We start from the raw sequence: 26,362 nt of genomic DNA, 5'->3' as shown, positions 1-26,362 counted from the left end.
CCCTGGTTCGGGGGCGAGCACCAATGTGTCGTGCTCGTCCAACCGGTTTGCTGGACGCATGACATCCCGTGCGTTTCGGATCATCCCCGCCACCATCGCGATCGGCGCACTGGTCGCCGCGCCGCTGTCCGCGTTCGCCGTCACCCAACCCTCGCTGGCCCAGGCCGCCGTAGCCTCGGCCGTGCAGTCCCCGCGCGGCTCGATCGTCTCAGCTGTCCAGATAGCCAAGCTGTCGGCCGCCGACCTGGACACGGCCGCTGCCGACGCCGGCTTCGTCGGCGTGCCGAAGTCCCGGTACGACGTCACGGTGTACCGGCTGATCTACCGAACCATCGATCCCGACGGCCGACCGACAACCGCCAGCGGCATCGTCGTCCTCCCCGACGGCCGCCACGGCGCGCTGACCGTCGCCGAGTACCTGCACGGCACGAGCGCCACCAAGGCGTACGCCGCCTCCGTCTCGGCCGACTCGACCGACCGCCTGGTCACCGCGCTGTTCGCCGGCTCCGGCCTCGCCGCCGTCGCGCCCGACTACCTCGGGCTTGGCCTCGGCCCCGGCAAGCACCCCTACATCGACACCAAGACCGAGACCAGCGCCTCGATCGACTTGTTGCTCGCGGCCCGTACCTTCGCCGCCCGGCACGACGTCACCCTCAACCGCGACGTACTCGTCACCGGCTTCTCCCAAGGCGGCCGCGCCACCCTCGGCGTCGGCCGGGCTCTCACCCGCGGCGAAGCCGGCCCCTTCCGCCTAGGCGACCTCCGTGGCGTAGCCGGCCCCTACGACCTGCTCGGCACCGAGCTCCCCGCCGTCTTCGACGGCCAGGTCGAACCCCACGTAGCCACGATGTACCTCGCCTACTTCACCACGGCGTGGGACCGCACCGTCGGCCTCTACGACAGCCCCCGCGACGCGTTCCGCCCGCCGTACGCCAAAACCGTCGAAGGCCTGGTCGACGGCACCCACACCGAGGAAGAGATCGTCGCCGGCCTCCCCGACTCCCCGGCGAAGCTCTTCACCAACCAGTTCCTGGCCAAGCTCAAGCACCCCACCGGCCGCTTCCGCCAAGCCCTCCGCGAAGCCGACCAGATCTGCCACAACTGGACCCCACCAGTGCCGCTGCACTTCTACAGCGGCACCAAGGACACCGACGTCGTCGCCGCCAACTCAACCTCCTGCGCCACCGCCCTCCGCACCCGCGGCGCCACCGTAACCGTCCACTCCCTCGGCGCAGTCGACCACTTCGGCACCGCCATGACGGCGTACCCAGAAATCATCCGCACCTGGACCCCCTAACCCGCATCCGCGCCCTCCCCCCATCCCCCCCATCCCCCGCCCTCGTCCGTGACCCCACCGCCGCCCAGCGCCAATCGCCGTACCGCCATCTCATGGGTTCCCCCATCAGCTTGTGGGTTCTGCACTCGCATGAGGGTCCAGAACCCGCCATCTCATGGGTCAACCCATCGGCTGCCAGTACGGCGGGCGCGGGCCCGGCGGGGCGCGGGCCCGGCGGGCGCGGGCCCGGCGGGCGTGGGCAGGTCAGGCGCTGGTACGGCGGGCGCGGGCGAACGCGCGTCGGATACTGGCCGCCACCTGCGCAGGGTCATCGAGGTCCGACCAGATGATCCGGACGACCTCGAGGCCAAGGGCGCGCAGGCGGTCCTCGCGGAGCTTCTCCCGGATAAGTGCTTCCCGTGAGCCATCGCCGTACTTCATCAGACCATCGAATTCGACGATCGTGTTGAACTCGGGGAAGAAGAAGTCGACGCGGCCGATGAACCCCTCAGCGTCAGTGAACTCCACCTGGAGCTGCGGTGGCGGCAAGTCCTCGTTGCGCATCACCACCCGCAACCGCGACTCACCGGCGGACTCGGCCAGGCGGTCGGCGAAGGCGAGCGTCCTGCGGATCATCGGGCTCCCGGGCCAGTGCTCGGTGGCCTCCGCCAATCGCCACAGATCCGCGGTACTCATCTCCGGATGCCGCAGGGCCGCGTCGGCGCTGATGACGGCCGCTGCGAAGGTCGCCGTACTCGCGATCTCGACCAGCGCTCGAGCGACCGAGGTCGCCGGCAGATCATCGACCGTTGTCACGTCCTCCGGTGGCAGCCGCGCCTGATGATGCCTGACACCGGCCGTGACGCCGGCCCGCGCATTCGCCCGGGTCAGCTGCACCTCCGTCAGATCCGCCTGCCACACGGGGATGCCGTGCAGGATCAACGCCGAATGATGGCTCACCACCGCCGAGCCAGACTTCATCGAGTTCATCGCGGCGTGGGTCAGGAGTCGATGCCGGTACGCCGGTCGATCCCACCGAGCGAGTCCCGACCCGTCGGTCCGTTCGGCGTACTGGCCGTACCGAAGTCGCTCCCACCTGCCCTGCGCAAGTCGCTCACGCATCTCCGCGGGCGTGTACCCCGCGTCTCTCGCCTGGCGTCGGCTGAACACGCCGCCCTGCCGGCCGGCGACCCGCTTCAACTCCGGATTCATTCCCCAAGCATCAACCGAAACCACCGGCCCGCGCTGCCACTTCTCCTCTCCCTGTGGATAACTCCCGCACCCCGCTCACCGCCATCTCATGGGTTCCCCCATCAGCTTGTGGGTTCTGCACCCGCATGAGGGTCCAGAACCCACAACCTCATGGGTTAACCCATCAGATTGCGGTGGCCGGGGCCGGGATGAGCGGAGCGGTAGGGGAAGGCGAGTGGGGGTGGCCGGGTGGGTCAGGCGATGCCGGCGGTGGGGGTTTCGGAGGTTAGCCAGGTGGTGAGGAGGCGGGCGCCGGCGCCGGTGGCGCCGGCGGAGTATTCGTGGCGGTCGGCGGGGGACTCGGCGATCGAGGAGAGGTCGAGGTGGGCCCAGGGGGTGGTACCGGTGAAGGCTTTGAGGAAGAGGGCGGCGGTGATGGAGCCGGGGCCTTTGGAGGAGTTGACGGCGTCGGCGATGGGGGTGGAGATGAGGTCCTGGTACTGCTCGGCCAGGGGCATCCGCCAGAGCTCTTCGCCGGAGACGCGGCCGGCGTCGGTGAGGTTGTCGGCGAGGGCGTCGTCGGTGGCGAAGAGGCCGCCGTACAGCATGGCGCCGAGGGAGACCTTGATCGCGCCGGTGAGGGTGGAGATGTCGACGACGACGTCGGGCTTCAGGTCCTGGACGGCGTACGCGAGGCCGTCGGCCATCACCAGGCGGCCTTCGGCGTCGGTGTTCTTGACCTCGGTCGTGCGGCCGCCGTAGTGACGGATGACGTCGTCAGGCCGGTATGCCGAACCGGACGGCATGTTCTCGGCCGAGCAGATCAGGCCGGTGACCTTCACCTTCGCGCCCAGCTCGCGCAGGGCCGACATGGTCGCGATCACCGAACCGCCGCCGGTCATGTCGCGCTTCATCGACACCATGCCTTCGCGGGGCTTCAGCGACAGGCCGCCGGTGTCGTAGGTGATGCCCTTGCCGACCAGGACGACGTACGGCGTCTTGTCCGTGGCATCCTCCGGGACGTAGTCCATCCGGATCAGCCGCGGCGGGCGGGTCGATCCCTGGCCGACCGCGAGGATGCCGCCGAAGCCATCGGCGGCGAGCTGCTTCTCGTCCCAGACCGTCACCTCGAGGCCGGTGGACGCGGCCAGCTCGGTGGCGCGGGCGGCCAGCCAGGCCGGGTCCTTCTCGTTCGAGGGCGTGATCGCGAACTGCCGGGCGAGCCAGCCGGTCCGTCCGATCACGATGCCGCGGTCGATCACGGCCTGCCGCTCGGCGGCGGAGCCGTCAGTCACTGTCACGCGACCGGCCACCGGCTTGCCCTTGTCGACCGTCTTCAGGGTGTAGCTGAACGAGCCGAGTACGACGCCCTCGGCAAAGGCCTGCAGCGCCTGGTCGTCGATGCCCTCGGCAACAACGGTGGTGAGCTCGTCCTTGCCGCGACCGAACCGGGCGATCGCCGCGCCGGCGTGGCGCAGCTCCTTCGCCGTCGCGTCACCGGCGCCGACCAGCAGCACCTCGCTGACCTCACCCGACAGCAGCGGGTAGGCCACCGTCGTACCGGCCGACGCGCTGAACCCGGCCTCCTGCTGCACCTCGAGCAGCCGGCCCAGATCAACGCCCAGCCGCTGCCCGGCCTCCTTCGCCGCGGCCGGTAAGCCGCCCGACCCCACGACGATCACCCAGGTGGATGAGCCGTGCACCGGCAACCCGGGCTGCCAGGCCACGGCCGGAATCGTCGGGTACGCGAAGGTGCTGATGCGGCGAGCCACTAGAGGGGTCCTCACTGGTCAAGTGTCAAAGAGAAACTGCTGCCAACCGTAACGACCCCGGTCGGTACCGGAAAAGGCACCCACCGGGGTCGAAGGAATGACAAAGGAGTGCGGAAGAGGCACCCCGGAGAGTCGGTCAGCCGACGACGGCCTTCAGTGCATTACCGAGATCGGTCGCCTCGTCGGCGTTGAGCTCGACCACGAGCCGGCCCCCGCCCTCGAGCGGAACCCGCATCACGATTCCGCGGCCCTCCTTGGTGACCTCGAGCGGACCATCGCCCGTCCGCGGCTTCATCGCCGCCATGCGCGCACCCCTTCCCAGTTCGGTGTTGAGCGACGACACCACGCGGCCGACCGTCGCCGGCGCCGGGTGGTGATGCGCCGTCGGCGCGTATCGCAGTGTGTATCCGGACCCATTATCCCCGATCACAGGCCGAAGGCGCGCACCATACGGCAGACTCGGGTTTTGTGCACGCCCGTTCAGCCCTTTTCGACCTGTACGGCGACCACCTGCGCGCGCGTGGAGCGCGAGCACCGGTGGCCGCCCTCGTACGCCTGCTCGCACCCCTCGGCGTCCATCCACCGGCCGTCCGGACCGCCGTGTCGCGGATGGTCCGGCAGGCCTGGCTGGAGCCGGTCCGGATCGACGGGCAGCCCGGATACGCGTTGTCGGCCCGGGCGCGCCGCCGGCTCGACGACGCGGCCGCCCGGATCTACCGGACCGGGGCCGACGGCACCGATCCGGACGGGGTTCCGGGCTGGGACCGGCACTGGCATCTGGGCATCCTGCACGAGGTCCCGAACGCCCGCCGCCGCGAGCAGCTGGCGAGCCAACTCGCCTTCCTGGGTTGGGCTCCGCTGTCCGACGGCGCCTGGGTCGGGCTGCGCAACGACGCCGAGGTCGACCAGATTCTCGAGGTCGAGGGAATCACCGCGGACCGCTTCCGGGCGCCCGTCGACGACGGCGCGATCGAGTTCGCCCGGCGGGTCTGGAAACTCGACGACCTGGGTGCCTCGTACGACGCCTGGCTGATCGAGGCCAAGGCCCTGGTCGACGCCGCCGGGGACGGGACCACCGACGAGCAGGCGTTCGCCGTCCGCTCCGAACTGGTGCACGAGTGGCGCAAGTTCCTCTTCCTCGATCCCGGGTTGCCGGCCGAACTGCTGCCGTCGGACTGGGCCGGGACGCGGGCCGCCGCATACTTCGATTTCCACGCGGAACGACTGGGCCCCGCGGCCGGGCGTTTCGTCGACGACTGCCTGACACTGCACTGAATTTCCTCACCCACTGTCAAGGAGCTGACCACGATGAGTGACTCCGTCACGTACGACGTGTCCGAAGGTGTCGCCACCATCACCCTGAACCGGCCGGACGCGATGAACGCGCTCGACATCGCCACCAAGGTGCTGCTGCGCGACACGATCCAGGCCGCGGCCGAGGACGACGCCGTACGGGTCGTGGTGCTGACAGGGACCGGGCGCGCGTTCTGCGTCGGTCAGGATCTGAAGGAGCACATCGGACTGCTGCAGGCCAACGACACCGAGGCCCTCTGGAGCACGGTTCCGGATCACTACGCGCCGATCGCGCTGGCATTGGCTGAGATGCCGAAGCCGGTGATCGCCGCGGTGAACGGGGTCGCGGCCGGGGCCGGCGCGTCGATGGCGTTCGCGTGCGACTTCCGGATCCTGTCGGAGACGGCCGGGTTCAACTTCGCGTTCACCGGGATCGCGCTGTCGTGCGACACCGGGATCTCCTGGACACTGCCGCGGCTGATCGGTCAGGCCCGGGCGATCGAGCTGCTGTACTTCCCGCGGACCATCAAGTCGGCCGAGGCACTCGAGCTCGGGCTGGCGTCGTCCGTCGTACCGGCTGAGGGGCTCGAGGCGGCCGTTACGGACCTTGCCGCAAAGCTCGCGGCCGGACCGACGGTCGCCTATGCGTCGGTGCGCCAGTCGGTCGCGTACGCCGCGTCGCACACGTTGGCCGAGTCGCTCGCCTTCGAGGCGTCGAAGATGCAGCTGACCGGCGGTACCGAGGACCACAAGAACGCTGTCGCGTCGTTCGTGGCCAAGGAGAAGCCGACCTTCACCGGGCGGTGAAGGTCGGCTCTCATCACGTTGGTGGACTCCCCGGCCGCTTTCCGGTCGGGCGAGTCACGACCGGACAACCACCTGACAGACGGGGAGTCCGCTGAACACCACATCACGTTCTGTAGGGCTAACACAACTCGTTCAGCCGTTTGTCTTTCAGTCAACGCGAATTGCACGATTTCGTGCGTTATGCACGTGCATCTGACCTCTGCATTCGCCTTGTTCAGCGGGCGATACAGGTCGCGAGATGGTCGTTCACGATGCCCGTGGCCTGCATCAACGCGTAGGCCGTGGTCGGGCCGACGAAGACGAATCCGCTCTTCTTGAGAGCCTTCGACATCGCCACCGATTCCGGGGTCGTCGCCGGGACGTCGCCCAGTGTTTTCGGGGCCTTCTGCTTGCTCGGCTGGAAGCTCCACAGCAGGTCGGTGAGCGCGCCGTCGTCGAGCTCGAGGAGAGCGCGGGCGTTCGAGATCGTGGCGTTGATCTTGAGCCGGTTCCGCACGATGCCGGGATCGGCCATCAGCCGGTCGAAGTCGTCGCTGCCGAACTTCGCGATCACCTCGGGATCGAAGTGCGCGAACGCGGTCCGGAAGTTCTCCCGCTTGCGCAGGATCGTGATCCACGACAGTCCGGACTGAAACGCTTCCAGCGTCAGCCGCTCGAACAGTCCGCGGTCGTCGCGGATCTCCTTGCCCCACTCGTTGTCGTGGTACGCGATGTACTCCGGCGCCGAAGTCGCCCACCCGCAGCGCGGCTGCCCGTCGTCCCCGATGACGGTCACGCGGCAACCTCCTTGACCAGCCGCCGCAACGAAGTCTTCATCATCAGTTCGAACACGGGCCGAACGACGGGCCACGCCAACCGGCCGAGCGGCCCCAGCGGCGGGATCACATCCTCGGACCAGGTGAACACACTGCCGGGCTTCGATCCGGTCGAGGTGACGGCGAACGTGCCGGTGCCCCGGACGATCTTCCCGAGGTGTTTCACGGTGCACTCGTTCGGCGGATCCCAGTTCGTGATGACCATGTCGTCAGTGAACCCGATGCCACCGACAGAAGTTCGCGCCGCGACTCCCCCGCCGACACCGACGCCGTCCTGCTCGGTCGCCCACACCCGCGTGAACAACATCCACCGCGATTGTCCCGACCAATCCACCACCACATCCCACGCGTCCTGCAGGTCCAGCTCCAGTTCGACCGAAGCCTCTGCGTGGCACGTGCCGCTGGAAGTCATCAGCTAGGACGCCGGTACGCCGGCTGCTCGGGCGGCGCGCTGTGCCGTCCCTGAGCCCCAGGATCGCCCGAGGGCGGTTCCCACGCCTCCGGCGGCGCCTCGGCACCCCCATTTGCCTGCTCCGGGGCCACCTGCGGCTGCACCCAATGCGGCACCGGCGCAGGCTGTTGCTGAGGCGCCTGCGCAGGCTGCTGGTACGGCGTGGGCTGGCTCGGGGGCTGCTGGTACGGCGAGGGTTGGGCCGGGGGCTGCTGGTACGGCGAGGGTTGGGCCGGGGACTGCTGTGTCGGCTGCGGGTAGGCAGCGCCGGACTGGTCCTGGCCTTGGAACTGCTGAGGAGCCGGCGGGGCGGGCTGCTCCTGGAACCAGGAGTCGGCCGGTGGCTGGGCCGCCGGGGTGGCTCGCGCGTCGGGGGCCTGCGGAGGCGCGGCCGGGGTGGCTGGCTTGTCCGTGGTGCGGATGGTGGGGAGGCTGCCGGTGGTGGCTTCGAGCAGGGCACGGGCCTCGGCCTGGAGGCGCTCGTACTCGTTCGCGGCCGTAGCAGGCGACGACTCCGCAGTAGGCGCCTGTTCGGCAACCGCCTGGGGCTGCGGTGCGGCTTCAGCGGCGGGCTCGTCTACCGCAGGGGCAGAGTCGGCTGGCGGCTGAGGCTCAGCGGGCGACTGAGCAACCGGGACAGCGACCGCCGGAAGCGCAACTCCCGGCGCCGCAGCGACAGGAGCCGGGGCAGGAGCCGTGGCAGGAGCCGTGGCCGGGGCAGGCGTCAGGGCGGGAGCTGCGGGCGGCTCTTCGATGGCGGTGGGCTGCTCGGCCGGCGGGAAGTCGCCACCGACGAGGATCGGCTCCTGGGAGCCGGTGTCGTCGAAGTCGGCGGCCGTGTACCGGTTGCGGGACGCGAACCCGTCCCCGTCGGGCGAATCAAGAATGGGGGCGACAGCCCGCTCGAGGTCGGCGATCCGGCGGTCGCGTTCGGCGACCTCCCGGGCGACGCGTTCGAGCAGCGTGTCGACCTCGTCCATCCGGTAGCCGCGCAGGCCGACGGCGAACCGGACCGACTCGATCTCGGTCGAGGTCAGCGCCTGCCGCGCGGGGACAGTCATGTCGGGGCGGTCGTCGTACGCGGGGCTCATGGCACCCCAACGTCCCGAGGCCACGACAGCCACAGCCCCGATCAACAGCACCACGATCAACCCGAAGAACCACATCACGGGACCGATCGTGCCATGCCGATCCAGTCACCCGCACAATCGGCGGGTCTTCGAGCCGAAAACCTAGCTCCCGTCGGAGCCCAGGCGGCGGTCTTCGCGACGCTCCCGGGCGGCCGGATTCTCCGTCTGAGCGACCTGTTCGGCAGCGGTCGACGCCGCCTCTTCGGCCGCCGCGTCGGCCAGTTCGGCGGACTTGACGATGTAGCTCACGGCCTCGTCCACGGAGTCGGTGATCGTGAACATGTCGAGGTCGGCCGCCGAGATCTTGCCGTCGACGAGCATCGTCTCGCGCAGCCAGTCGGCCAGCCCGCCCCAGTACGACGTACCGAAGAGCACCACCGGGAACGACGTCACCTTGCGCGTCTGCGCGAGCGTGAGCGCCTCGAACAGCTCGTCCAGCGTGCCGAACCCACCCGGCATCACCACGAACCCCTGCGCGTACTTCACGAACATCGTCTTGCGCGTGAAGAAGTACCGGAAGTTCATCCCGATGTCGACCCATTCGTTCAGGCCGTTCTCGAAGGGCAGCTCGATCCCGAGCCCGACCGAGACCCCACCGGCCTCGGAGGCACCCTTGTTCGCCGCCTCCATCACGCCCGGCCCGCCACCGGTGATCACCGCGTACCCGGCGTCCACCAGCTTCCGCGCGAGCTCCTCGGCAGCGCCGTACATGGGGTCTTCCGGCTTGGTCCGCGCCGACCCGAACACGCTGATCGCCGGGCCCAGCTCGGCGAGCATGCCGAACCCCTCGATGAACTCCGACTGGATCCGCAGCACCCGCCACGGGTCGGTGTGCACCCAGTCGGAGGGCCCGCGGCTGTCCAGCAACCGCTGCTCGGACGTGGACTGCTGCACCTGCTTGCGCCGCATCACGACCGGTCCGCGTTGCTGGTGGCCGACTGGACGGTCGGGGTGGATCGAGGGTTGTTCTGCCATGCCCCCAGGTTAGGACCTATCCCGACACCGCATCGGCTCACGCGGGCGCGGTCAACCAACTCCTCAACCGCTGTTCACACAGCTCGATCTCGGCCTCCGGCACGAATTCATCCTGTTTGTGCGCATACAGGGGGTCGCCGGGCCCGTAGTTCACCGCCGGTACGCCGAGCAGCGTGAACCGTGCCACGTCGGTCCACCCGAACTTCGGCTTGGGCTCACCGCCCACCACCTGCAGGAACGCCGCAGCAGCCGGCCGCTCGAGACCCGGCAGTCCACCCGGTGCAGAGTCCGTCACCTCGATGTCGTAGCCGTCGAAGACCTCGCGCAGGTGCGCCTCGGCCTCCGCCTCGGACCGGCTCGGCGCGAACCGGTAGTTGATCTCCACCGTGCACAGGTCCGGTACGACGTTCCCCGCGACCCCACCGGTGATTCCGAGCGCGTTCAGCCCCTCGCGGTACTCCAGGCCGTCGATCGGCACCCGCCGCGGCTCGTACGCCGCCAGCCGGGCCAGCACGTCTCCGGCCGCGTGAATCGCGTTCCGGCCCATCCACGACCGCGCGGAGTGCGCCCGCTCGCCCCGGGTGGTGACCTCGATCCGCATGGTCCCCTGGCAGCCCGCCTCGACCACAGCGTTCGACGGCTCCATCACGACCGCGAACACGCCCTCGAGCAGCTCCGGGTTCGACTGGGTCAGCTTGAACAGCCCGTTGCGCTCGGACTCGACCTCTTCGCAGTCATAGAAGACGTAGGTGATGTCCCGGTTCGGCTCGGTCAGCGTGGCCGCCAGCCGGAGCCCGACGGCGACCCCGCCCTTCATGTCGCAGGCTCCGAGCCCGTGGATCAGCCCGTCCGCGCGCCGCGCCGGCAGGTTGTCGTTCAGCGGCACCGTGTCCAGGTGCCCGGCAATGACGATCCGCTCCGCACGCCCGAAGTCCGTCCGCGCCACCACGGTGTTCCCGTGCCGGAACACCTTCAGATGCGAGTACGCCGAGAGCGCCGCCTCGACCTGGTCGGCCAGCGGCTCCTCGGTCCCACTGACCGACGAGATGTTGACCAGCGCCTCGGTCAGGTCGGGTCCGGACACAGTCAGGTCTAGGGTCATGGGGTCAATGCTCTAGGAACACACAGAACTCGTTGCCCTCGGGGTCAGCACAGATGTGCCAGCCGATCTGGTCGTCCTTGGCCCGCAGCAGGGTCGCACCGGCGTCCAGCACCGGCTGCAGCGCGGGCGCGGTCACATCCCAGTGCACGCGGTTCTTCACCGTCTTCGGCTCAGGCACCGGCACGAACACCCAGTAGGCGAACGGCAGACCGGGCACGTTCTCCAGCCAGTACCACGGCGTGTCCGACGAGTGCTGGACGCTCCCACCGACCACTCCGGCCCACCACTCGGCCTGAGCCCGCGGGTCGGTGGTATCCACGACGAGCTCCATCAGCCGGTACGCCGGAACCCGCTCCCGCACGAATCCGCAGAACTCCCCGCCCTCCGGATCCGTCAGCACGGTCCAGTGCGAGTGCTCCGCCTGCACGGTCGCCCCGGCCGCGACCAGGTCGTCGATCGACGCGGTGTGCACATCGAGGTGCACCCGGTTCTTCCCCGTCCGCGGATCGCCGACCGTGTTGATCCAGATCGTCTTCTCGGGTGTGTCGCCGAGCAGCACGGTCGGGTTGTCGGCCGGCACGGTCAGCCCGAGCACCCCCGCCCAGAACGCCACCATCGTGGGAGAACCGTTCGCGTCGATACACAAGTCCTTGAACCGGGCCACCGTCATGCGATCAGGCTAACCACGCCATCTCCATTCCTTGCGTCCGAACGAGTGACGTGCGTGGTCGGCGTGTTTTCGGACGCAGCGCGATCTGCGGCGGACCTGGATCTGACTTAGGGTCGAGGGTGTGACTGACCTGCGGACCCGGCTGCGCGCCGTACCGACTTTGACCGGTACTCCGCCGCAGTTCGATCCGGGCAGTGCACCGGAGACACCGCATGAGCTGTTCGTCGACTGGTTGCTGACGGCGGTGGACCAGCAGATCCCGGAGCCGTTGGCCGCGACGCTGTCCACTGTCCGAGCTGACGGCCGACCCAATGCGCGAGTGCTGATCCTGAAGGACGTGACTGCGGAGGGCTGGCAGTTCGCCTCCACGTGGAGCGGTCCCAAGGGCCTCGAGCTGGTCAAGACGCCGTACGCCGCTCTGACGTTCTACTGGATCCCGCTCGGCCGCCAGGTGCGTGTGCTCGGCCGGGTCGAGCCTGCTGCCCCAGAGGAGTCGGCACGCGACTTCCTGGGCCGACCGGTGTCGTCGCGCGCCATGGCGGCGGCAGCGCGCCAGAGCGACGTACTGGACGATCCCGCCGAGGTCGAGGCCGCCGTGGCGGCGCAGACCGAGCGGCTGACCGCCGACCCGGGCCTGGTCGCGGAGAACTGGACGCTGTACACGCTGCAAGCAGATGAGGTGGAGTTCTGGCAGGCGGATCCGGACCGTCGCCATCTCCGCCTGCGGTACCGCCTGACCGACACCTGGACGAAGGAGCGCTTGTGGCCCTGATCGACGTGAAGACCGCCGCGGCTCGGATGAGCTCGCTGGTGGCCGGACTGGACGAAGCCACGGCCCGTGGCGACTCCGAGCTGCCCGGCTGGACGCGCGGACACCTGATCACCCACGTAGCGAACTTCTCCCGAGCCTTCACCCGCCAGGTCGAGTACGCCCTGCGGGGCGAGCTCGTCGAGGTGTACGACGGCGGCCGGCCCGCCAGGGACGCGGTTATCGAGGCCGGCGCCGACCGTCCGGCCGCAGTGCTCGTCGAGGACCTCAACGAGGCGGTCACCGCACTCCTGGCCGCCTGGGACCGGGTCGGACCAGAGGACTGGTCCCGGCCGATCTCGCACCGCAACAGCACTCTCGCGCACGGCATCGACGCCACCTGGCGTGAGCTGGAGATCCACACCAGCGACCTGGGGCTCGGCGCTACCCCAGATGAGTGGCCGGCCAGCTTCTGCGCGCATCTGCTCGACTTCCTCCGCCCGCGCACCCCGAACGGCGTCCACCTGGTCCTGCGACCGTCCGACGGCCCAGTCTGGGAGAACGGCACCGGCGAGGAGCACGTCCTCACCGGCACCCTCACTGCGCTCACTGCCTGGTACGCCGGCCGTCCGCCCACCACCGCTGTCAAGGGACCGACGCCGGAGCTTCTCCCCTACCCCTGACCGTTGCGCATTCCTGCACACATCTGAATGATGTAGGCATGACTGCGCAGTGGACGTTCGTACTCTGTGATGCGCTCGCGAAGGTGCACCCGACCCGGGACCCGCGACCGGCCGCGGCGGAAACCCGCTTCCAAGCGTTCCTCGGGGAACCGGCGTCGTTCCAGCTCGCCTACCGCCCACCGGTCGGCGCAGGCCCGCTCCAGGTGCGGGTCGAGGGCGCGGCCGCTGATCTGGTCGCGGTGTCGAGCGTGGACCTTGTGCCGTGCTCACTGCTGGCCTTCCCCGAGCATGACGACGGCTACGAGTTCGACGAGCCGGGGCAGTATCCGGACGTGCTCCGACCCATTCCGAGCGGCGAGACTTCGGTGCGGCCCGGCGAGTGGTCGGCGCTGTGGTTCGACGTCACCACCACCGACTCGGCCCGAGCCGGCAGCCACGACCTCACCGTCGTACTGAGCTCACCCGACGGCGCTGAGCTGCACCGGCAGCCTGTCACCGTCGAGCTCACCAGAGTCGAGCTACCGCCACTCGACATCGTGTCGAGCCACTGGATGCACCTCGACTCGCTGGCTGACCACTACGGCGTTGACGTGTTCAGCGAGGAGCACTGGACGCTGGTGGACCGCTTCATGGCGTCGGCTGCCGAGATGGGCGCGACGTCGCTGCTCACACCAGTCTGGACACCACCTCTCGACACTGCGGTCGGCTCGTACCGCACCGTCGTACAGCTCGTCGACATCACCGCCACTGACGACGGGTACCGCTTCGGCTTCGACAAGCTGCGTCGCTGGCTCGAGTTGTGTCGCCGCAACGGGATCACCGGTGTGGAGGTCGCGCACCTCTTCACCCAGTGGGGTGCGAAGGCAACGCCGGGCATCGTGGTGGGCGACCAGCGTGTCTTCGGGTGGGACGTCGAGGCAACCGATCCTCAGTACCGGACGCTCATGGAAGCCCTGCTGCCCGCGCTGCAGGCAGTGCTCGACGAGGAGTGGGACCGCGAGCACGTGGTCTTCCACATCTCCGATGAACCGTCTGGCGAGGAGGGACTCGCCAGCTACCTCGCTGCGAAGGCAGTGGTCGCCGATCTGCTGAAGGGCTGGACGCTGGTCGACGCATTGAGCGAGCACTCGTTCTGGACATCAGGTGCTGTCCCACTCCCGGTAGTCGCGACCGATCACGTCGAACCGTTCCTGGCCGAGCGGCCGGAGCGCCTGTGGGTGTACTACTGCGTCAGCCAGAACAAGGACGTCGCCAACCGCTTCATCGGGATGCCCTCGGCGCGTAACCGGGCGATCGGGCACCAGCTCTTCGCCTCTGGCGTAGACGGCTTCCTGCACTGGGGTTTCAACTTCTGGTACACCCAGTACGCCGTCAAGCGCGTGGACCCGTTCACCGAGACTGCAGCCGGTGGCGCGTTCCCATCCGGCGACCCGTTCATCGTCTACCCCGGCACGGACGGTACGCCGTGGCCGTCGCTCCGGCACCGCGTCTTCGCCCAGGCGATGTGGGACCACCGAGCGCTCCAAGCCGTCCGCACCGCCCACGGGGCCGATGTGGCTCTCGACCTCATCGACCCCGACCGGACGCTGCGCTTCAACCGTCCCGTACTCGACCCTGACCACTACTACCAAGCTCGCCAACGCATGGCGGCTCAGCTGACGCTGAAGTCGTCCACCTGAATCCACGTGTCCACGTTGGGCCCGGTGAACCCGGCGTAGACGGTCAGCTCGTGCACACCGGCCGGCACCTTCACCGTGACCTCGTGGTGCACGTAACCGGTCCCTGCGCCAAACACCTCGCTCGCCAGCTCAGCCGTGCCGTTGCGGACCCCGAAGCGACCAGCGCCAGCTGGCAGGTTCGCGGACGCACTGATCCAGGAGCCGAACCGGTACGTCGTTCCTGGCGTCACCGGCACGGTTTGGTAGAGCGCACTCCACCCGGTGCAGGCGCAGCGGATCCACCCGTTGTTCGCACCGGAGTGGGCGAAGCCGAGACCACGGTCCACCCCGTTGGCCGCCGTACCCTCGAACAGCCAAGCCGGCTTACCACCGCCGGTTCCTTCGAAACCACCGTCGGCCAGCTGAGCGACGTACCGGACTGCGAGCTCGGAAACCGTTGTATAGCTGCGGGTGCCGCCGGGTAAGCCGATCACTCGGACGCCGTCTGTCTCCTGGGCTGGGAACGTCAGTGTGTACGTCGTGTTGGCACCGGCGGTGGCATCACCCGGATAGGCCGGTGCGACTGTCTGGGCACCCACCTCGACCCACGCGCCGTCGCGTCGTACCTGAACGCGCGGTCTGCCGGTGAAGTAGCCGCCCTGGGCCGACACCGCACCAGAGGTGAACTCAAGCCGGTTCACTCGCTGCTGCGTCGGCCAGGTGTAGCCCCAGAAGGAGGTGCCCTTCACCTCGTCGTCGAAGTCGGACTCGCTGCCAGTCGTCGCCCCGTCGTTGATCAGCGCGAGGCTGCCGGACTGTGTCGACTTGGAGATCGGCACCGCGCCCACTGCGAGGTTGGCCGGGGCCGGCAGGTTGTCAGCAGGCTTTCCGTTAGCAGGTGTCAGCACCAGCTTGCGCAGGTTGAAGTTGTAGACCGACGTGCCGATTCCGCCCCCACCACACGGGCAGACGTTCGCCTGCAGGTACATGGTCTTCCCGTCCGGCTGCACGAACTTCGAGGGGATCGTGACGCCGTACCCGCCGTACTTGGTGGTGGACCACGGGTACCCGCCGAAGTCCTTGCTGAGGAAGTGCTTCCACGGTCCCCACGGTGTCGGCGAGTCGTAGAACTCGAAGGTGTACTCCGTCCAGGACGTGTAGACATAGCGCTTCTGCTGGGCCAGGTAGGTCACGCCGCCCTGGCTGATCACGCTGAGGTTGGAGGCGTTGGTCCCGTAGGTCTGGGCGTACAGCCGACGCTGGTCCGTCAGTACCGGCTTGCGGTCCTTCACACGAGCTGACCAACCGCTGCCGGTGTAGAACTTCCACGCGCTCCGGTCCTGCACCTTCTGCTTGGGGACGCGGGCCAGGAACACACTCTGCGGGTCCGCGACCGTGTCGTCGAAGGAGTCCCGCCAGTTGCCGTCCAGCCCGTACGCGTAGACATAGCCGTCCGGCGCCAACGCGCCACCGCGGCCGAAGTCCGCGAACCAGATCGTCGTGAAGACGTGGTCGGCGAACATCGGCTTCCGCTGGTCCCACGTCCACGTCTTCCCGTGATCGGTGGACTTCAGGATCGTCGCCGCCGGTACGTCGTTGAAGTCGAGCGCGAGGTCCTGGACCGCCAGATAAAGGGTGTCGCCGACGCAGACCATGCCGGTCGGCTTGCGGTTGTATCCGGCACCACTCCAGACCGGCCCGATCCCCTTCGCAATTGTTGCCCCCGACAACTTCCCCGGTACGCCGTTGATCTCGCTGACCGCGATGTCGGAGAACTCGTGGTCGAGGCTGAACCCCTTACCGTCACCGTTCGCGGCGTACAGGTTGTCGTTGCCGGCCCAGCAGGACGGCCAGAGATCGCCGTCGCTCGGGCTCGGAATGCCCTTCGACTCGACCTCCACGGTGCCAATCGCCGGGACGGTCGGCAGGGCCGCGGGACCGCCCCAGCCGACCACGGACGCCGTACCGAAAAGCAAGGGCAGGACGGCCAGGAGGGCGCCACGTTTCATGTCTGGTCCTTCACTTGAGGCCGGTGGTCTTCATCGCGTCGACCAGGCGGCGCTGGCCGGCGACGAAGACAACGACCGTCGGTACGGCGGCGATCACGGCAGCCGCGAGGATGAGGTTCCAGGCCGAGGCGTACTGCCCCTGCATACCGGAGACGCCGAGCTGGATGACGCGCAGGTCCGGGTTCCGGGTGATGGTGAGCGGCCAGAGGAAGGCGTTCCAGTTGGCCAGGAAGAACAGCACCGACAGGGAGGCGAGCATCGGGCGGCTGAGCGGGAGGATGACGCTCCAGTACCGTCGCCAGTAGCCGCAGCCGTCGAGGTCGGCAGCCTCCTCCAGCTCACGCGGGATGTTCAGGTAGTACTGGCGGAGCAGAAAGATGCCGAAGGCATGGAAAATGCTCGGCACGATCAGCCCAGCGTAACTGTCCAGCAGGCCGAGCTGCTTGGCGACCAGGAACAGCGGCACCAGGATGACCGGCAGCGAGACGAGCAGCGTCGACATGATGCCGGAGAAGACGATCCCGCGGCCGGGGAAGCGCAGCCGGGCCAGCGCGTAGGCCGCCATCGAGTGGAAGAACAGCGCGACCACGGTCACGGTGATCGAGACGATCGCCGAGTTCAGCATGAACCGCGGCATCGGGATCTTCAGCAGCACGTACTGCAGGTTGTCGAGTGTCCAGGTCGACGGCCAGCCGAAGTTGAAAACGTCCTCGGCGGGCTTCAGCGCGCTGATCACGATCCAGAGCAGTGGTAACACCGCAATAATCGCGAGGACGTGCGCCAGGATCGGCAGGAATCTAATCCTCATCGAAACGGCCCCCTCGGGTGACGCCGAACATCAGGCCGGTGCAGACCACCAGGATCGCGACGACCACGGTGGTCAGCGCAGCGGCGTACCCCATGTTGTTGAAGGTGAACGCCTGCTCGTAGATGTAGAGCACGACCGTGCTGGTCGCGCGGGCCGGGCCGCCCTTGGTGAGCACGAAGACCAGGTCGAACGCCTGCAGACCGGTGACCGCGCCGATCGTCGAGTTCACCACGACGAAGAAGCTGGTCGGGCGGAGCAGCGGCCAAATCACATATCTGAACCGTTGCCAGGAGCTGGCACCGTCTATCTGTGCGGCATCTTCCAGCTCCTTGGGCACGTCTTTCAGACCTGCAAGGAAGACAAGCATCTGATAGCCCATCAGGAACCAGACGCTGATCACCACATAGGTGCCGAGGGCAAGGGACGGCGTACCGAGGAACGAGACGTCGCCGAGGCCGAGTGGAGCCAGCAGCTTGGAGAGCGCGCCGCGTTTGTCGACGAGAAGGAACTGCCAGATCAGGCCGACCACCACCAGGCTGACCACGTTCGGCAGGAAGAACGCCGCGCGGACCCAGCCGATGCCCTTGAAGTGATTGCGGACCAGCATGGCCAGCGCGAAGCTGACCACGAACGCGATCGGGACAAAGGTGATCACGTAGGTCCCGGTCACCTTGAGCGACGCGAGCAGTTGGTCGTCTCCGGCCATCAGCTTGTAGTTCGCCAGGCCGACGTACTGGTAGTTGCCGAAGCCGTCGACCTTGAAGAACGCGACGCCGAACGCGAGCACCATCGGGAGCGCGACGAAGACCAGCAGACCGAGGGTGTCCGGCGCGAGGAACGCCCAGGCCGCGAGGGCCTCGCGCCGCTTCCTCGTCATGCCAGGCTTGTGTCGCACCGCCGACCGCACGGAAGGTTTCACAGGTGGAGCTGTCGTGGTCACCATCAGCTGATCGGCGCACCCTGGTAAGTCTTCAGGAAGGTGTCGATCCGCGCCGCCGCGTCGGCCGCCGCCTTGGCGGGATCGGACGCGTTCAGCTGGCAGGCCTGGATGGCGTCGGCGATCGGCTGGTACACCTCAGGCGGGAAGCGCGGCTCGGGCTTGCCGGTCGGCGCGATCTCACTGACGAACTTCTTCAGCGCACCGTCAGCGAACGCACCCTTGGCGTCTGCCGCATCCTGGACAGACTTTCGCGGTGGCACATTCGTTTTCACCACGGTGTTCCATTGCCGCTGCCGCTCGACGCCGGCCGCGTCGGTCGAGCCGAGCGCCCAGGCGATGAACTTGGCCGCCGCTTCGGGGTTCTTGCCCTTGGAGTTGGCCACGAACGCCCAACCGCCGAGGTCCGTCGCCGCCTTCCCACCATTCGGTGTCGGAAGCGGAATCACGCCGTACTTGAAGTTCTTGGCCTTGCCACGCATGTCGGCGACCGCCCAGATCCCGCTCTGCTGCATCGCGGCCGCGCCTGAGCCGAGGTTCGAGACCACGTCACCGCCGCCGTCGCCGAGGGCCTTGCGCGGGGCGACCTTGTTCTGGATGGTGTCCTGCCAGAACTTCAGTGCCTGGACGGCGGCCGGCGAATCGAAGGCGACCTTGCCGTCCTTGATCGGGGCGCCGTCACCCTGCCAGAGGAACGGGTACCAGGTGAAGTTCTGGTAATAGCCGGGCAGCGTCTCGAACATCACGCCGTACCGGTCCTTGCCGGTGAGCTTCTCGGCGACGGCGAGCGTCTGGTCCCAGGTCTTCGGCAGGTCGGCCTCGGACAGACCGGCCTTCTCGAACGCCGTTTCGCTGTAGTACATGGCGAGTGGCTCGATCTCCATCGGCAGTCCGTAGACCTTGCCGTCGACGCTGCGCGCCTCGAGCAACCCCGGCAGGTAGTCGGCCTTGGACTCGGCCGACAGCGCGGAGCCGAGGTCCTGCAGCACGTTGCCGTTGTAGTAGCGCAGGAAGTCGCCCGGGCTGATCAGGAAGATGTCCGGGCCCTGCCCCGACTGGAACGCGGTCTGCAGTGTGGTCCCGTTCAGGTAGTCCTTGCCGGGGATGTACCGCAGCTTGACCTTCACATCGTTGTTCTTGTTCCACTCGTCGACAACGGAGACGAACCACTTGCTCTGCGGACCCTGGTCGTCGGACGGGCCGTAGAAGTTCCAGAACGACATCTCCTTGCCACTGCCGCCGGCGGAACCGCCACAGGCAGACAGCAGCGGTACGGCGGCCGCGCTCGCGGCGAAGGCGCCAAGCAAGGTACGGCGGCTGAGCTGTGCGGGGGAAGGTGTTGCAGCCATCAGATGCTCCAGGGGTGGTCTGGCCGACTGGTCTACCCGGATTGCGCTGTCGGGCTTGTCAGGGCAATCGATTTCTCGCAATCTACGATCGAGGCTGTGGACGGTCAAGAGCGGAGACAGTCTCGATGTGATCAAATCCGCCGGTTTACGCCTGCATGCAAGGGTTTCGACCAGGATTCAGCCGTTGACACTGTTCGGACGCACTGCCTACTGTGCGTCTACTTCTTGGAAATCGATTTCTTCCGTTTGTGAGGTCCGGATGCCAGTTGTGCCCAACCGCGCGGCCGCCCACGAGGTGTCCAGGGACCTGGTCGCCCGCGGGTTGCACGCGGCCCGGGTCGCGATCGAGACCGAGGCCGCGGCCGTGTCGGCGCTGGCCGACCGCCTCGACGGCGTTTTCCTCGACGTACTGATCGCGGTCGCCGCGTGCGAAGGGCATCTGGTGGTGACCGGGCTCGGCAAGTCCGGGCTGGTCGGCCGGAAGATCGCGGCCACACTGGCGAGCACCGGCACACCTGCGACCTTCATTCACTCTGGTGACGCGTTGCACGGTGACTCCGGCGCTGTCACCTCGCGGGATCTCGTCCTGGCGTTGTCGGCTTCCGGTGAGACGGCCGAGGTCTGTGCCTTCGCACGGATGCTGCGGGACCGGGACATCCCGGTGATCGCGATGACCGGGAACGAGGAGTCGACACTGGCCCGGTTGGCGACGTACACGCTGGACACGATGGTGTTGCGCGAGGCGGATCCGCTGAACCTGGCGCCGACCGCGTCCACGACGGCATCGCTCGCGATGGGCGATGCGCTCGCGTGTGCGCTCGTCGTACTGCGGGAATTCAGCCATCACGACTTCGCGCGGTTCCATCCGTCCGGTGCCCTGGGCAAGCGTCTGGCCGGGGAGGACGCATGAGGTACGACGTCTGCGTGCTCGGGTCGTTCATGAAGGATCTCGTCGCGAGCGCGGAGCGGCGGCCGCTCGCCGGGGAGACGCTGCACGGGACCGGATTCGCGGAGTTTCTCGGCGGGAAGGGCGTGAACCAGGCGATCGCGGCCGCGCGGATGGGCGCGCGGACAGCGATCGTCGGGACCATCGGCAGCGACCGGTACGGCGAGGAGTTCGTCGAACTGCTCGAGTCCGACGGGGTCGACACCTCGTGGGTTGTCCGGCATCCATCCCTCGGAACCGGAGTCGGATTGCCACTGGTGCTGCCAGATGGCGGAAACTCGATCATCATCGTGTCGCGCGCCAACGCAGCGATCACGTCCGCGGATGTGGAAGCGGCCGCCGACGTGCTGACCGCCAGCCGGGTGCTCAGCGTTCAACTGGAGTTGCCGGTTGCGGCCAGTCAGACGGCGTTGCGGATCGCGGCAGCGGCCGGGGTGACAACGATTCTCACGCCGGCGCCGGTGGGACCGATCAATCCAGGACTGGCGGCGGACGTCGACATCCTGGTACCGAACGAGGTCGAGGCCGCGGCGCTGACCGGGCTCGACTGCGACGACGAGACCCAGGTACCGGTGATTGCCCGGAAGCTCGCGGACGAGTGGGATCTGCAGGGCTGCGTGGTGACGCTCGGAGCGCGGGGAGCATTCGTCGTCGACCGCTCATCCGGCGCCGAAGTCTGGATCGAACCGCACCTCGTGGCGACCGTCGACACGGTCGGGGCCGGCGACGCCTTCTGCGGTTCACTCGCCGCCTCACTGGCATCCGGAGCAGACCTGATCGCCGCCGTACGGCTGGCCAACGCCGCCGGTGCCCTGTCCACAACCGTGAACGGCGCCGCAGCCTCGGCACCCGTTCGCGAAGCCGCCCTCGCGCTGCTGGACCCCGGCTTGTCATGAGATCGTTTGCGTCGGATCGGGGTTAGAGTGCGATCCAGACGGACAATCGATCTCCAGCAGGGGGCGGGTATGACGACGATCTACGACGTCGCGCGTAGATCCGGGGTGTCCCCCGCGACGGTCTCTCGCGTGCTCAGCGGCCGGCGCAACGTCGACCCCGAGCTCTCCGAGAAGGTCCGCGCCGCAGTCGCCGAGCTCGGCTACCGCCCGAACGGCGTCGCCCGGAACCTGCGCAAGTCCCGGACGAACCTGTGGGCCGTGGTCATCTCCGACATCGAGAACCCGTTCTTCACCTCACTGGTGCGCGGACTCGAGGACGTCGCGCAGACCGAGGGCTACCACGTGGTCCTCTGCAACTCCGACGAGGATCCGGCGAAGGAAGCGGCGTACGCGTCCGCCGTACTGACCGAACAGATGGCCGGAGTCGTGATCTCACCGACCTCCACCGCCGAGGGTGTCCAGCAGCTCGCCGACGCCAAGACCCCGATGGTCCTGATCGACCGCCGCGTCGAAGGCGTCGAGGCCGACACCGTCCTGGTCGACAATGAGCACGGCGCCCACGAAGGCGTCAAACACCTCATCGACGGCGGCTACCGCCGGATCGCCTGCATCACCGGCCCCCGCAAGGTCAGCACCGCCATGGACCGCCTGGCCGGCTACCGCTCCGCCCTCAAGGCTGCCGGCATCCGCTACGACAAGGACCTGGTCCGGTACGCCGACTTCCGCGAAGCCGGCGGCTACGCGGCGATGGAAAGCCTCCTCGCCCTCCCCGAACCCCCCGAAGCCCTCTTCGCCACCAACAACCTGATGACCGTCGGCGCCCTCGAGTACCTGGCCCAAAAAGGCCTCCGCGCCCCCCATGACATCGCCGTCGTCGGCTTCGACGACATCCCCTGGGCGGACCTGGTAGTCCCCAGCCTCACCACCGTCGCCCAACCCACCTACGAACTAGGCCGAACCGCCGGCTCCTTGTTGAAGGACCGCATCGCCTCCCCCGGCCGCCCACCCTCCACCGTCACCCTCCGCACCGAACTCCACATCCGAGCCACCTCAGCCCCCCGCACCTAAAGGACGCCGCTCCGCGGCGACAGTCCTCCCGCACGCCTCCGCCGCACTCCGCGATCTGACTCGCATCGAGGGCTGGAATGTGCGATATTCGCACAGTGACCACCGATGCGATCGAGACTCTGGCCGAGCTCGGACAGCGGATCCGCGAGGCACGGCTGGCTGCCGCTCTCAGCCAGGCGGAGCTTGCCGTGCAGATCGGTCTGGAACGGTCCGCGCTGGTCAAGGTCGAGACCGGCGACCGCAAAGTCTCCGCCCTCGAGCTCCTGCGGATCAGCGACGCCCTCGGTCTGCCACTGTCTCATTTCGTGCACCGGTCGCCACCAGCGATGGTATCCCGCCGCGAGAGCCTTTCCGATGATGCCGAAGCCGTTCAACGGACCAAGTACCGGATCGATGCCCTCCTCGAGGGACATCTTCGCGATGCCGAACAGCTGCGCAGCCTGCAGGAGCTGGCCGACATCGGGTCCGTGCCGCGGGCAACGGTTCGCGACGCAGATTCGGCTCGCGCCTATGCGCGAACCGTTCGCGCTTTCGCAGAGATTCCGATCGGTCCCTTGCCACCGCTCGCTGACGTCGCCGAGCGCGTCGGCCTGTACATCCTCGTCGCCGACTTCGATGTGGACGGATCGTCCTTGTCACCTGCGCCCGGCTTCGGTGTTGCGGTGCTCGGCGGGCACGCTCCGTCCGGTCGTCGCCGCTTCACTGCCGCACACGAGATCGGCCACCACGTCCTCGGCGACGAGTACCAGAGCGACGTCGGGGTCGCCGCGAGCCGCGACGAGCGTGAGAAGCTGATCGACGTCTTCGCCGGCGAGCTCCTGCTGCCGTCCGACGAGCTCCTGGCCGAGTGGTCGCGCCATCCCGGCGAGGACTCATGGACTCGGCTGGTTCGACTGGCGGCGACATATCGGATCTCATGGACCGCCGTCGTACGCGCTGCCTGCCAACGCAAACTGATCGCCAAGGCTGAGACCCAGGCCCTGTACGCCCGCACACCGCAACGTGGGGACTTCATGGCCATCTACGGCGATGTCCCACTCGAGGATCTGTCGGTCGGTGCTGTCGGTCCACGATGGAAGAAGGCCGTCCTGGCGGCCTACCGCAGTTCGCGGATCACGAAGGCCAGAGCCGTCGAGCTACTCCATGGAGCCCTGACAGAGGAAGAACTGCCGACCGTGGATGAGCCCCGACCTTGAACCGAAACGTCGTCTGGGACGCATCGCCATTGATCCACGCCGGCAAGATCGATCGACTGGATGTCTTGGGAGAACTCGCCAAGGGACCCGCCGCGAATCCCTGGAACAACCACACAACCGCTGCGGTCATCGAGGAGCTCGGCGAGCACGGATGTGCGCAGCCGGAGTGGACCAGAGTCGTACACGTCGACCACATCAAAGAACTGACCGCGCTCGGGACCTGGCTCGATCGAGTCGCCACCACAACACACAGCAAAGGCGAGGCCACCGTGTTCGCGTGGGCCGAAGTCCATGAGGCGGTCGCGATTGTCGACGACGCCGAAGCACGCAAGGTGGCGCAGAGCTATGGGCTGGAAGTTCACGGCCTGCTGTGGGTCGTGGCGCTGGCCATCCAGGAGGAGCGGTGGGGCGAGTCATCCGCGAGCGCTTTGGTCGATCAATTGCTCGCATCCGGCGCCCGCTACCCCTTCGAACCGGGCGGTTTCAGCGAGTGGGCACGCAAACGGGACCTCATCTAGCCATCACATCGTCGGGAGGGTGAGGATTTCGGGGCCGGCGTCGGTGATGGCGATGGTGTGTTCGGTGTGGGCTGTGCGGGCGCCGGTGGCGCTGCGGAGGGTCCAGCCGTCGGGGTCGGTGACGAGGTCGGCGGTGTCTTGCATGACCCAGGGTTCGAGGGCGAGGAGGAGGCCGGGGCGGAGTTTGTAGCCGCGGCCGGGGCGGCCGGTGTTGGCTACGTGGGGGTCCTGGTGCATGGTCGAGCCGATGCCGTGGCCGCCGAAGTCGGTGTTGACGGGATAGCCGGCGGCAGTCAGGACGGTGCCGATGGCGTGTGAGATGTCGCCGATGCGGGCGCCGGGGATGGCGGCGGCGATGCCGGCGGTCAGGGCGCGTTGGGTGGCGTCGATGAGGGCGACGCTTTCGGCTGGCTGGGTGTCGCCGACGATGAAGCTGATGGCGGCGTCGGCGGCCACTCCGCCGAGGAGTACGGCGAGGTCGAGCGTCAGCAGGTCACCGTCCGCGAGGGTGTAGTTGGCGGGCTTGCCATGCAGTACGGCGTCGTTGACGGCCGTGCAGATGTAGTGACCGAAGGGGCCGCGGCCGAAGGATGCCTCGTAGTCGACATAGCAGGACTGGGCACCGGCGTCGGCGATCATCGCCTTGGTCCACTGGTCGATGTCGAGCAGGTTGGTACCGACCGCGGTCCGGCCCTTCAGGGTCTGCAGGATGGTGCCGACCAGGGCGCCGGTCTTCCGCGCCTTGGCTACTTCGGTGGGGCTGAGGATCTCGATCATGCGGGCGTCCTTCTCGTCACGACTACACGTACCAATAACTATCCCGGTCAAACTATACCGGTACTATTATCAGATCATGGTCAGGTTGCCGCTCACCCCCACCGAGATCGAGCGCGGTCAGCGTCTCGGCGCCCTGCTGCGCCGGGCCAGAGGTGATCGTTCCATCCTCGACACCGCCCTCGACGCCGGCGTCTCCCCCGAGACGCTGCGCAAGATCGAGTCCGGCCGCGTCGCCACCCCGGCCTTCCCCACCATCGCCGCGATCGCCGACGTCCTCGGCCTGTCCCTCGACGAGGTCTGGACCGAGATCAACCCGCCCGCCGAGCCCACTCCCCGCCGTACCCGCGAACGCCTCGCATCCTGATCCCGGACTGGGTGGGCGCGTGGTGTGGGCGGGAGTTGGGGGCTCGGCCGGCTGAGGTGCTGCTCGCCGCGTCGGTGGTGAGTGAGGTGTGGGGGCTGCGGTTGGAGGATGGGCGCGAGGTTGTGGTGAAGGCGCGGCCGGATGCTGGTGGGCGGGTGGGGACTTGTTTGGCGGTGCAGCGGGCGGTTTTGGAGGCTGGGTTGCCTTGTGCTCGGCCATTGACCGGGGTGAGCTTGGTGGGCGACTTGGCGGTGCACGCCGAGGAGTGGCGACCTGAAGGTGAGGTTGCTGCAGGCAACGATGCCGGTACGGCGGAACGGTCGGCGCGACTGTTTGCCGCGGTCATGGCGGTGACCGGGCGGCTGCGGTTGCCGCCACCGCTGCCGAACCCGGAGTGGGTGCGCTGGGATCACGATGGTCCAGGTGAGTGGCCGCCGAACCCGCTGCACGACGGCCGGCCGGGGGTGGATTCGCTGCCGGCGGATCTGGTCGCGATCGCGGCTAAAACCCGAAGCCGACTGGTCAGAGCCGCCTCGATGCGACACGTCCTCGGTCACGCAGACTGGGAGGCGCAGAACCTCCGGTGGCACAACAACGCGCCGTACCTGATCCACGACTGGGACAGCATCGCGTGGCTGCCCGAGGCCGCACTGGTTGGTGCGGCCGCAGGAGCCTTTGCGAGTAACGAGATCCCAACCCTCGCCCCGCTGGCCAGTTCGCGAGCTTTCCTCGACGCCTACCAGCAGGATCGAGAATTCACGCCGGACGAGCTGGAGGTCGCCTGGGCCGCCAGCCTCTGGCCGGCGCTCCACAACGCCCGCGCGGAAATCCTCTGGAACCAACCACCCGTCGCCCTCACCGCCCTCCGCGCCCAAGCCGAAGCCCGCCTCCACCACGCCGCCGCCTAACCCCGATTTCGCTGG

Annotated in this window: 27 protein-coding genes; 13 read left to right on the top strand and 14 right to left on the bottom strand. The window is 68.0% G+C overall.

Translation table 11 applies throughout. The features are described from left to right. Positions 1-58: 58 nt before the first annotated feature. Positions 59-1,297 carry an alpha/beta hydrolase family protein gene (locus ACFVWG_RS27590; RefSeq protein ID WP_391546318.1) on the top strand — a complete coding sequence of 413 codons (1,239 nt, stop codon included), beginning with the start codon at positions 59-61 and terminating at the stop codon, positions 1,295-1,297. A gap of 243 nt (positions 1,298-1,540) precedes the next feature. On the opposite strand, the gene ACFVWG_RS27585 is transcribed toward ACFVWG_RS27590, so the two are convergent. From ACFVWG_RS27585 to ACFVWG_RS27575, 3 genes are all read right to left on the bottom strand, one after another. Then, positions 1,541-2,488, bottom strand: a complete 948-nt coding sequence (locus tag ACFVWG_RS27585) for a type IV toxin-antitoxin system AbiEi family antitoxin domain-containing protein (protein WP_391546317.1) — start codon at positions 2,486-2,488, stop codon at positions 1,541-1,543. Between the two features lie 233 nt (positions 2,489-2,721). Then, a complete protein-coding gene (locus ACFVWG_RS27580) occupies positions 2,722-4,254 on the bottom strand; it encodes a leucyl aminopeptidase family protein (RefSeq protein ID WP_391546316.1) in 1,533 nt (510 codons plus the stop codon). 121 nt (positions 4,255-4,375) lie between these two features. Then, the gene (locus tag ACFVWG_RS27575; protein WP_132174389.1) at positions 4,376-4,543 is read right to left on the bottom strand and encodes a DUF3117 domain-containing protein; all 168 of its coding nucleotides are present in this window, start codon (positions 4,541-4,543) and stop codon (positions 4,376-4,378) included. Positions 4,544-4,707: 164 nt separating this feature from the next. Between ACFVWG_RS27575 and ACFVWG_RS27570 the strand changes: the two genes are divergently transcribed. Beyond that, entirely contained in the window at positions 4,708-5,514 is an 807-nt protein-coding gene (locus ACFVWG_RS27570) for a PaaX family transcriptional regulator C-terminal domain-containing protein (protein WP_391546315.1), read from the top strand. Between the two features lie 33 nt (positions 5,515-5,547). After that, on the top strand, positions 5,548-6,339 hold the full coding sequence (locus ACFVWG_RS27565) for an enoyl-CoA hydratase/isomerase family protein (RefSeq protein ID WP_391546314.1): 792 nt from the start codon (positions 5,548-5,550) through the stop codon (positions 6,337-6,339). A gap of 214 nt (positions 6,340-6,553) precedes the next feature. Here the strand turns inward: ACFVWG_RS27565 and ACFVWG_RS27560 are convergent, their stop codons facing one another. The 6 genes from ACFVWG_RS27560 to ACFVWG_RS27535 all read right to left on the bottom strand — a co-directional run bounded on the left by ACFVWG_RS27560 (position 6,554) and on the right by ACFVWG_RS27535 (position 11,482). Next, a complete protein-coding gene (locus ACFVWG_RS27560; RefSeq protein ID WP_391546313.1) occupies positions 6,554-7,114 on the bottom strand; it encodes a DNA-3-methyladenine glycosylase I in 561 nt (186 codons plus the stop codon). Further along, entirely contained in the window at positions 7,111-7,566 is a 456-nt protein-coding gene (locus ACFVWG_RS27555; RefSeq protein WP_391546312.1) for an SRPBCC family protein, read from the bottom strand. Before ACFVWG_RS27555 ends, ACFVWG_RS27560 begins: the two co-directional genes overlap by 4 nt. After that, the gene (locus tag ACFVWG_RS27550) at positions 7,566-8,771 is read right to left on the bottom strand and encodes a DivIVA domain-containing protein (RefSeq protein WP_391546338.1); all 1,206 of its coding nucleotides are present in this window, start codon (positions 8,769-8,771) and stop codon (positions 7,566-7,568) included. The genes ACFVWG_RS27555 and ACFVWG_RS27550 overlap by 1 nt, the downstream gene beginning before the upstream one ends. Before the next feature lie 66 nt (positions 8,772-8,837). Further along, on the bottom strand, positions 8,838-9,710 hold the full coding sequence (locus tag ACFVWG_RS27545; RefSeq protein ID WP_391546311.1) for a TIGR00730 family Rossman fold protein: 873 nt from the start codon (positions 9,708-9,710) through the stop codon (positions 8,838-8,840). Between the two features lie 37 nt (positions 9,711-9,747). Then, the gene (gene dapE, locus ACFVWG_RS27540) at positions 9,748-10,812 is read right to left on the bottom strand and encodes a succinyl-diaminopimelate desuccinylase (RefSeq protein WP_391546310.1); all 1,065 of its coding nucleotides are present in this window, start codon (positions 10,810-10,812) and stop codon (positions 9,748-9,750) included. 4 nt (positions 10,813-10,816) lie between these two features. Next, the gene (locus ACFVWG_RS27535) at positions 10,817-11,482 is read right to left on the bottom strand and encodes a VOC family protein (RefSeq protein WP_391546309.1); all 666 of its coding nucleotides are present in this window, start codon (positions 11,480-11,482) and stop codon (positions 10,817-10,819) included. Between the two features lie 121 nt (positions 11,483-11,603). Between ACFVWG_RS27535 and ACFVWG_RS27530 the strand changes: the two genes are divergently transcribed. The 3 genes from ACFVWG_RS27530 to ACFVWG_RS27520 are packed head-to-tail and all read left to right on the top strand — an operon-like array spanning position 11,604 to position 14,592. Then, positions 11,604-12,254, top strand: a complete 651-nt coding sequence (locus ACFVWG_RS27530) for a pyridoxal 5'-phosphate synthase (protein WP_391546308.1) — start codon at positions 11,604-11,606, stop codon at positions 12,252-12,254. Further along, positions 12,245-12,913, top strand: coding sequence for a maleylpyruvate isomerase family mycothiol-dependent enzyme (locus ACFVWG_RS27525; protein WP_391546307.1), 669 nt, complete (start codon positions 12,245-12,247; stop codon positions 12,911-12,913). The genes ACFVWG_RS27530 and ACFVWG_RS27525 overlap by 10 nt, the downstream gene beginning before the upstream one ends. Positions 12,914-12,951: 38 nt before the next feature. Next, on the top strand, positions 12,952-14,592 hold the full coding sequence (locus ACFVWG_RS27520) for a DUF4091 domain-containing protein (protein ID WP_391546306.1): 1,641 nt from the start codon (positions 12,952-12,954) through the stop codon (positions 14,590-14,592). Here the strand turns inward: ACFVWG_RS27520 and ACFVWG_RS27515 are convergent. From ACFVWG_RS27515 to ACFVWG_RS27500, 4 genes are all read right to left on the bottom strand, one after another. After that, on the bottom strand, positions 14,565-16,580 hold the full coding sequence (locus ACFVWG_RS27515; protein WP_391546305.1) for a DUF4185 domain-containing protein: 2,016 nt from the start codon (positions 16,578-16,580) through the stop codon (positions 14,565-14,567). The genes ACFVWG_RS27520 and ACFVWG_RS27515 overlap by 28 nt on opposite strands. Positions 16,581-16,590: 10 nt before the next feature. Next, a complete protein-coding gene (locus ACFVWG_RS27510; RefSeq protein ID WP_391546304.1) occupies positions 16,591-17,388 on the bottom strand; it encodes a carbohydrate ABC transporter permease in 798 nt (265 codons plus the stop codon). Then, positions 17,378-18,265, bottom strand: coding sequence for a carbohydrate ABC transporter permease (locus ACFVWG_RS27505; protein ID WP_391546303.1), 888 nt, complete (start codon positions 18,263-18,265; stop codon positions 17,378-17,380). Before ACFVWG_RS27505 ends, ACFVWG_RS27510 begins: the two co-directional genes overlap by 11 nt. A 65-nt stretch (positions 18,266-18,330) precedes the next feature. Then, on the bottom strand, positions 18,331-19,674 hold the full coding sequence (locus tag ACFVWG_RS27500; protein ID WP_391546302.1) for an ABC transporter substrate-binding protein: 1,344 nt from the start codon (positions 19,672-19,674) through the stop codon (positions 18,331-18,333). A gap of 259 nt (positions 19,675-19,933) precedes the next feature. Here ACFVWG_RS27500 and ACFVWG_RS27495 point away from each other — a divergent pair, with 259 nt between their 5' ends. From ACFVWG_RS27495 to ACFVWG_RS27475, 5 genes are all read left to right on the top strand, one after another. Next, positions 19,934-20,584 (top strand): SIS domain-containing protein, encoded by a 651-nt coding sequence (locus ACFVWG_RS27495; RefSeq protein WP_391546301.1) that lies wholly within the window; start codon positions 19,934-19,936, stop codon positions 20,582-20,584. Next, a complete protein-coding gene (locus ACFVWG_RS27490; RefSeq protein WP_391546300.1) occupies positions 20,581-21,516 on the top strand; it encodes a ribokinase in 936 nt (311 codons plus the stop codon). The genes ACFVWG_RS27495 and ACFVWG_RS27490 overlap by 4 nt, the downstream gene beginning before the upstream one ends. A 69-nt stretch (positions 21,517-21,585) precedes the next feature. After that, complete coding sequence (locus ACFVWG_RS27485) at positions 21,586-22,584, top strand: LacI family DNA-binding transcriptional regulator (protein ID WP_391546299.1); 999 nt, start codon at positions 21,586-21,588, stop codon at positions 22,582-22,584. Between the two features lie 95 nt (positions 22,585-22,679). Further along, complete coding sequence (locus ACFVWG_RS27480) at positions 22,680-23,780, top strand: helix-turn-helix domain-containing protein (RefSeq protein ID WP_391546298.1); 1,101 nt, start codon at positions 22,680-22,682, stop codon at positions 23,778-23,780. Further along, positions 23,777-24,298, top strand: coding sequence for a hypothetical protein (locus ACFVWG_RS27475; RefSeq protein ID WP_391546297.1), 522 nt, complete (start codon positions 23,777-23,779; stop codon positions 24,296-24,298). Before ACFVWG_RS27480 ends, ACFVWG_RS27475 begins: the two co-directional genes overlap by 4 nt. Positions 24,299-24,301: 3 nt before the next feature. On the opposite strand, the gene map is transcribed toward ACFVWG_RS27475, so the two are convergent. After that, positions 24,302-25,075 carry a type I methionyl aminopeptidase gene (map, locus tag ACFVWG_RS27470; protein WP_391546296.1) on the bottom strand — a complete coding sequence of 258 codons (774 nt, stop codon included), beginning with the start codon at positions 25,073-25,075 and terminating at the stop codon, positions 24,302-24,304. A gap of 76 nt (positions 25,076-25,151) precedes the next feature. On the opposite strand from map, the gene ACFVWG_RS27465 reads away from it, so the two are divergent. Further along, entirely contained in the window at positions 25,152-25,439 is a 288-nt protein-coding gene (locus tag ACFVWG_RS27465; RefSeq protein WP_391546295.1) for a helix-turn-helix domain-containing protein, read from the top strand. 236 nt (positions 25,440-25,675) lie between these two features. Further along, positions 25,676-26,347, top strand: a complete 672-nt coding sequence (locus tag ACFVWG_RS27460) for a hypothetical protein (RefSeq protein WP_391546294.1) — start codon at positions 25,676-25,678, stop codon at positions 26,345-26,347. Positions 26,348-26,362 lie beyond the last annotated feature (15 nt).

It is taken from the genome of Kribbella sp. NPDC058245 (genome assembly GCF_042882005.1).
Classification (GTDB): Bacteria; Actinomycetota; Actinomycetes; order Propionibacteriales; family Kribbellaceae; genus Kribbella.
Note: the sequence above shows the minus strand (reverse complement) of the source record. Positions and strands in the feature narration are given on the sequence as shown.

Excerpts from the sequence above, each read along its gene's own strand:
- ACFVWG_RS27590 (WP_391546318.1), top strand. The coding sequence starts at position 59 with ATGACATCCCGTGCGTTTCGGATCATCCCCGCCACCATCGCGATCGGC.
- ACFVWG_RS27585 (WP_391546317.1), bottom strand. The coding sequence starts at position 2,488 with ATGAATCCGGAGTTGAAGCGGGTCGCCGGCCGGCAGGGCGGCGTGTTC.
- ACFVWG_RS27575 (WP_132174389.1), bottom strand. The coding sequence starts at position 4,543 with ATGGCGGCGATGAAGCCGCGGACGGGCGATGGTCCGCTCGAGGTCACC.
- ACFVWG_RS27565 (WP_391546314.1), top strand. The coding sequence starts at position 5,548 with ATGAGTGACTCCGTCACGTACGACGTGTCCGAAGGTGTCGCCACCATC.
- ACFVWG_RS27555 (WP_391546312.1), bottom strand. The coding sequence starts at position 7,566 with ATGACTTCCAGCGGCACGTGCCACGCAGAGGCTTCGGTCGAACTGGAG.
- ACFVWG_RS27550 (WP_391546338.1), bottom strand. The coding sequence starts at position 8,771 with ATGTGGTTCTTCGGGTTGATCGTGGTGCTGTTGATCGGGGCTGTGGCT.
- ACFVWG_RS27545 (WP_391546311.1), bottom strand. The coding sequence starts at position 9,710 with ATGGCAGAACAACCCTCGATCCACCCCGACCGTCCAGTCGGCCACCAG.
- dapE (WP_391546310.1), bottom strand. The coding sequence starts at position 10,812 with ATGACCCTAGACCTGACTGTGTCCGGACCCGACCTGACCGAGGCGCTG.
- ACFVWG_RS27535 (WP_391546309.1), bottom strand. The coding sequence starts at position 11,482 with ATGACGGTGGCCCGGTTCAAGGACTTGTGTATCGACGCGAACGGTTCT.
- ACFVWG_RS27520 (WP_391546306.1), top strand. The coding sequence starts at position 12,952 with ATGACTGCGCAGTGGACGTTCGTACTCTGTGATGCGCTCGCGAAGGTG.
- ACFVWG_RS27515 (WP_391546305.1), bottom strand. The coding sequence starts at position 16,580 with ATGAAACGTGGCGCCCTCCTGGCCGTCCTGCCCTTGCTTTTCGGTACG.
- ACFVWG_RS27510 (WP_391546304.1), bottom strand. The coding sequence starts at position 17,388 with ATGAGGATTAGATTCCTGCCGATCCTGGCGCACGTCCTCGCGATTATT.
- ACFVWG_RS27505 (WP_391546303.1), bottom strand. The coding sequence starts at position 18,265 with ATGACGAGGAAGCGGCGCGAGGCCCTCGCGGCCTGGGCGTTCCTCGCG.
- ACFVWG_RS27500 (WP_391546302.1), bottom strand. The coding sequence starts at position 19,674 with ATGGCTGCAACACCTTCCCCCGCACAGCTCAGCCGCCGTACCTTGCTT.
- ACFVWG_RS27495 (WP_391546301.1), top strand. The coding sequence starts at position 19,934 with ATGCCAGTTGTGCCCAACCGCGCGGCCGCCCACGAGGTGTCCAGGGAC.
- ACFVWG_RS27490 (WP_391546300.1), top strand. The coding sequence starts at position 20,581 with ATGAGGTACGACGTCTGCGTGCTCGGGTCGTTCATGAAGGATCTCGTC.
- ACFVWG_RS27485 (WP_391546299.1), top strand. The coding sequence starts at position 21,586 with ATGACGACGATCTACGACGTCGCGCGTAGATCCGGGGTGTCCCCCGCG.
- map (WP_391546296.1), bottom strand. The coding sequence starts at position 25,075 with ATGATCGAGATCCTCAGCCCCACCGAAGTAGCCAAGGCGCGGAAGACC.
- ACFVWG_RS27465 (WP_391546295.1), top strand. The coding sequence starts at position 25,152 with ATGGTCAGGTTGCCGCTCACCCCCACCGAGATCGAGCGCGGTCAGCGT.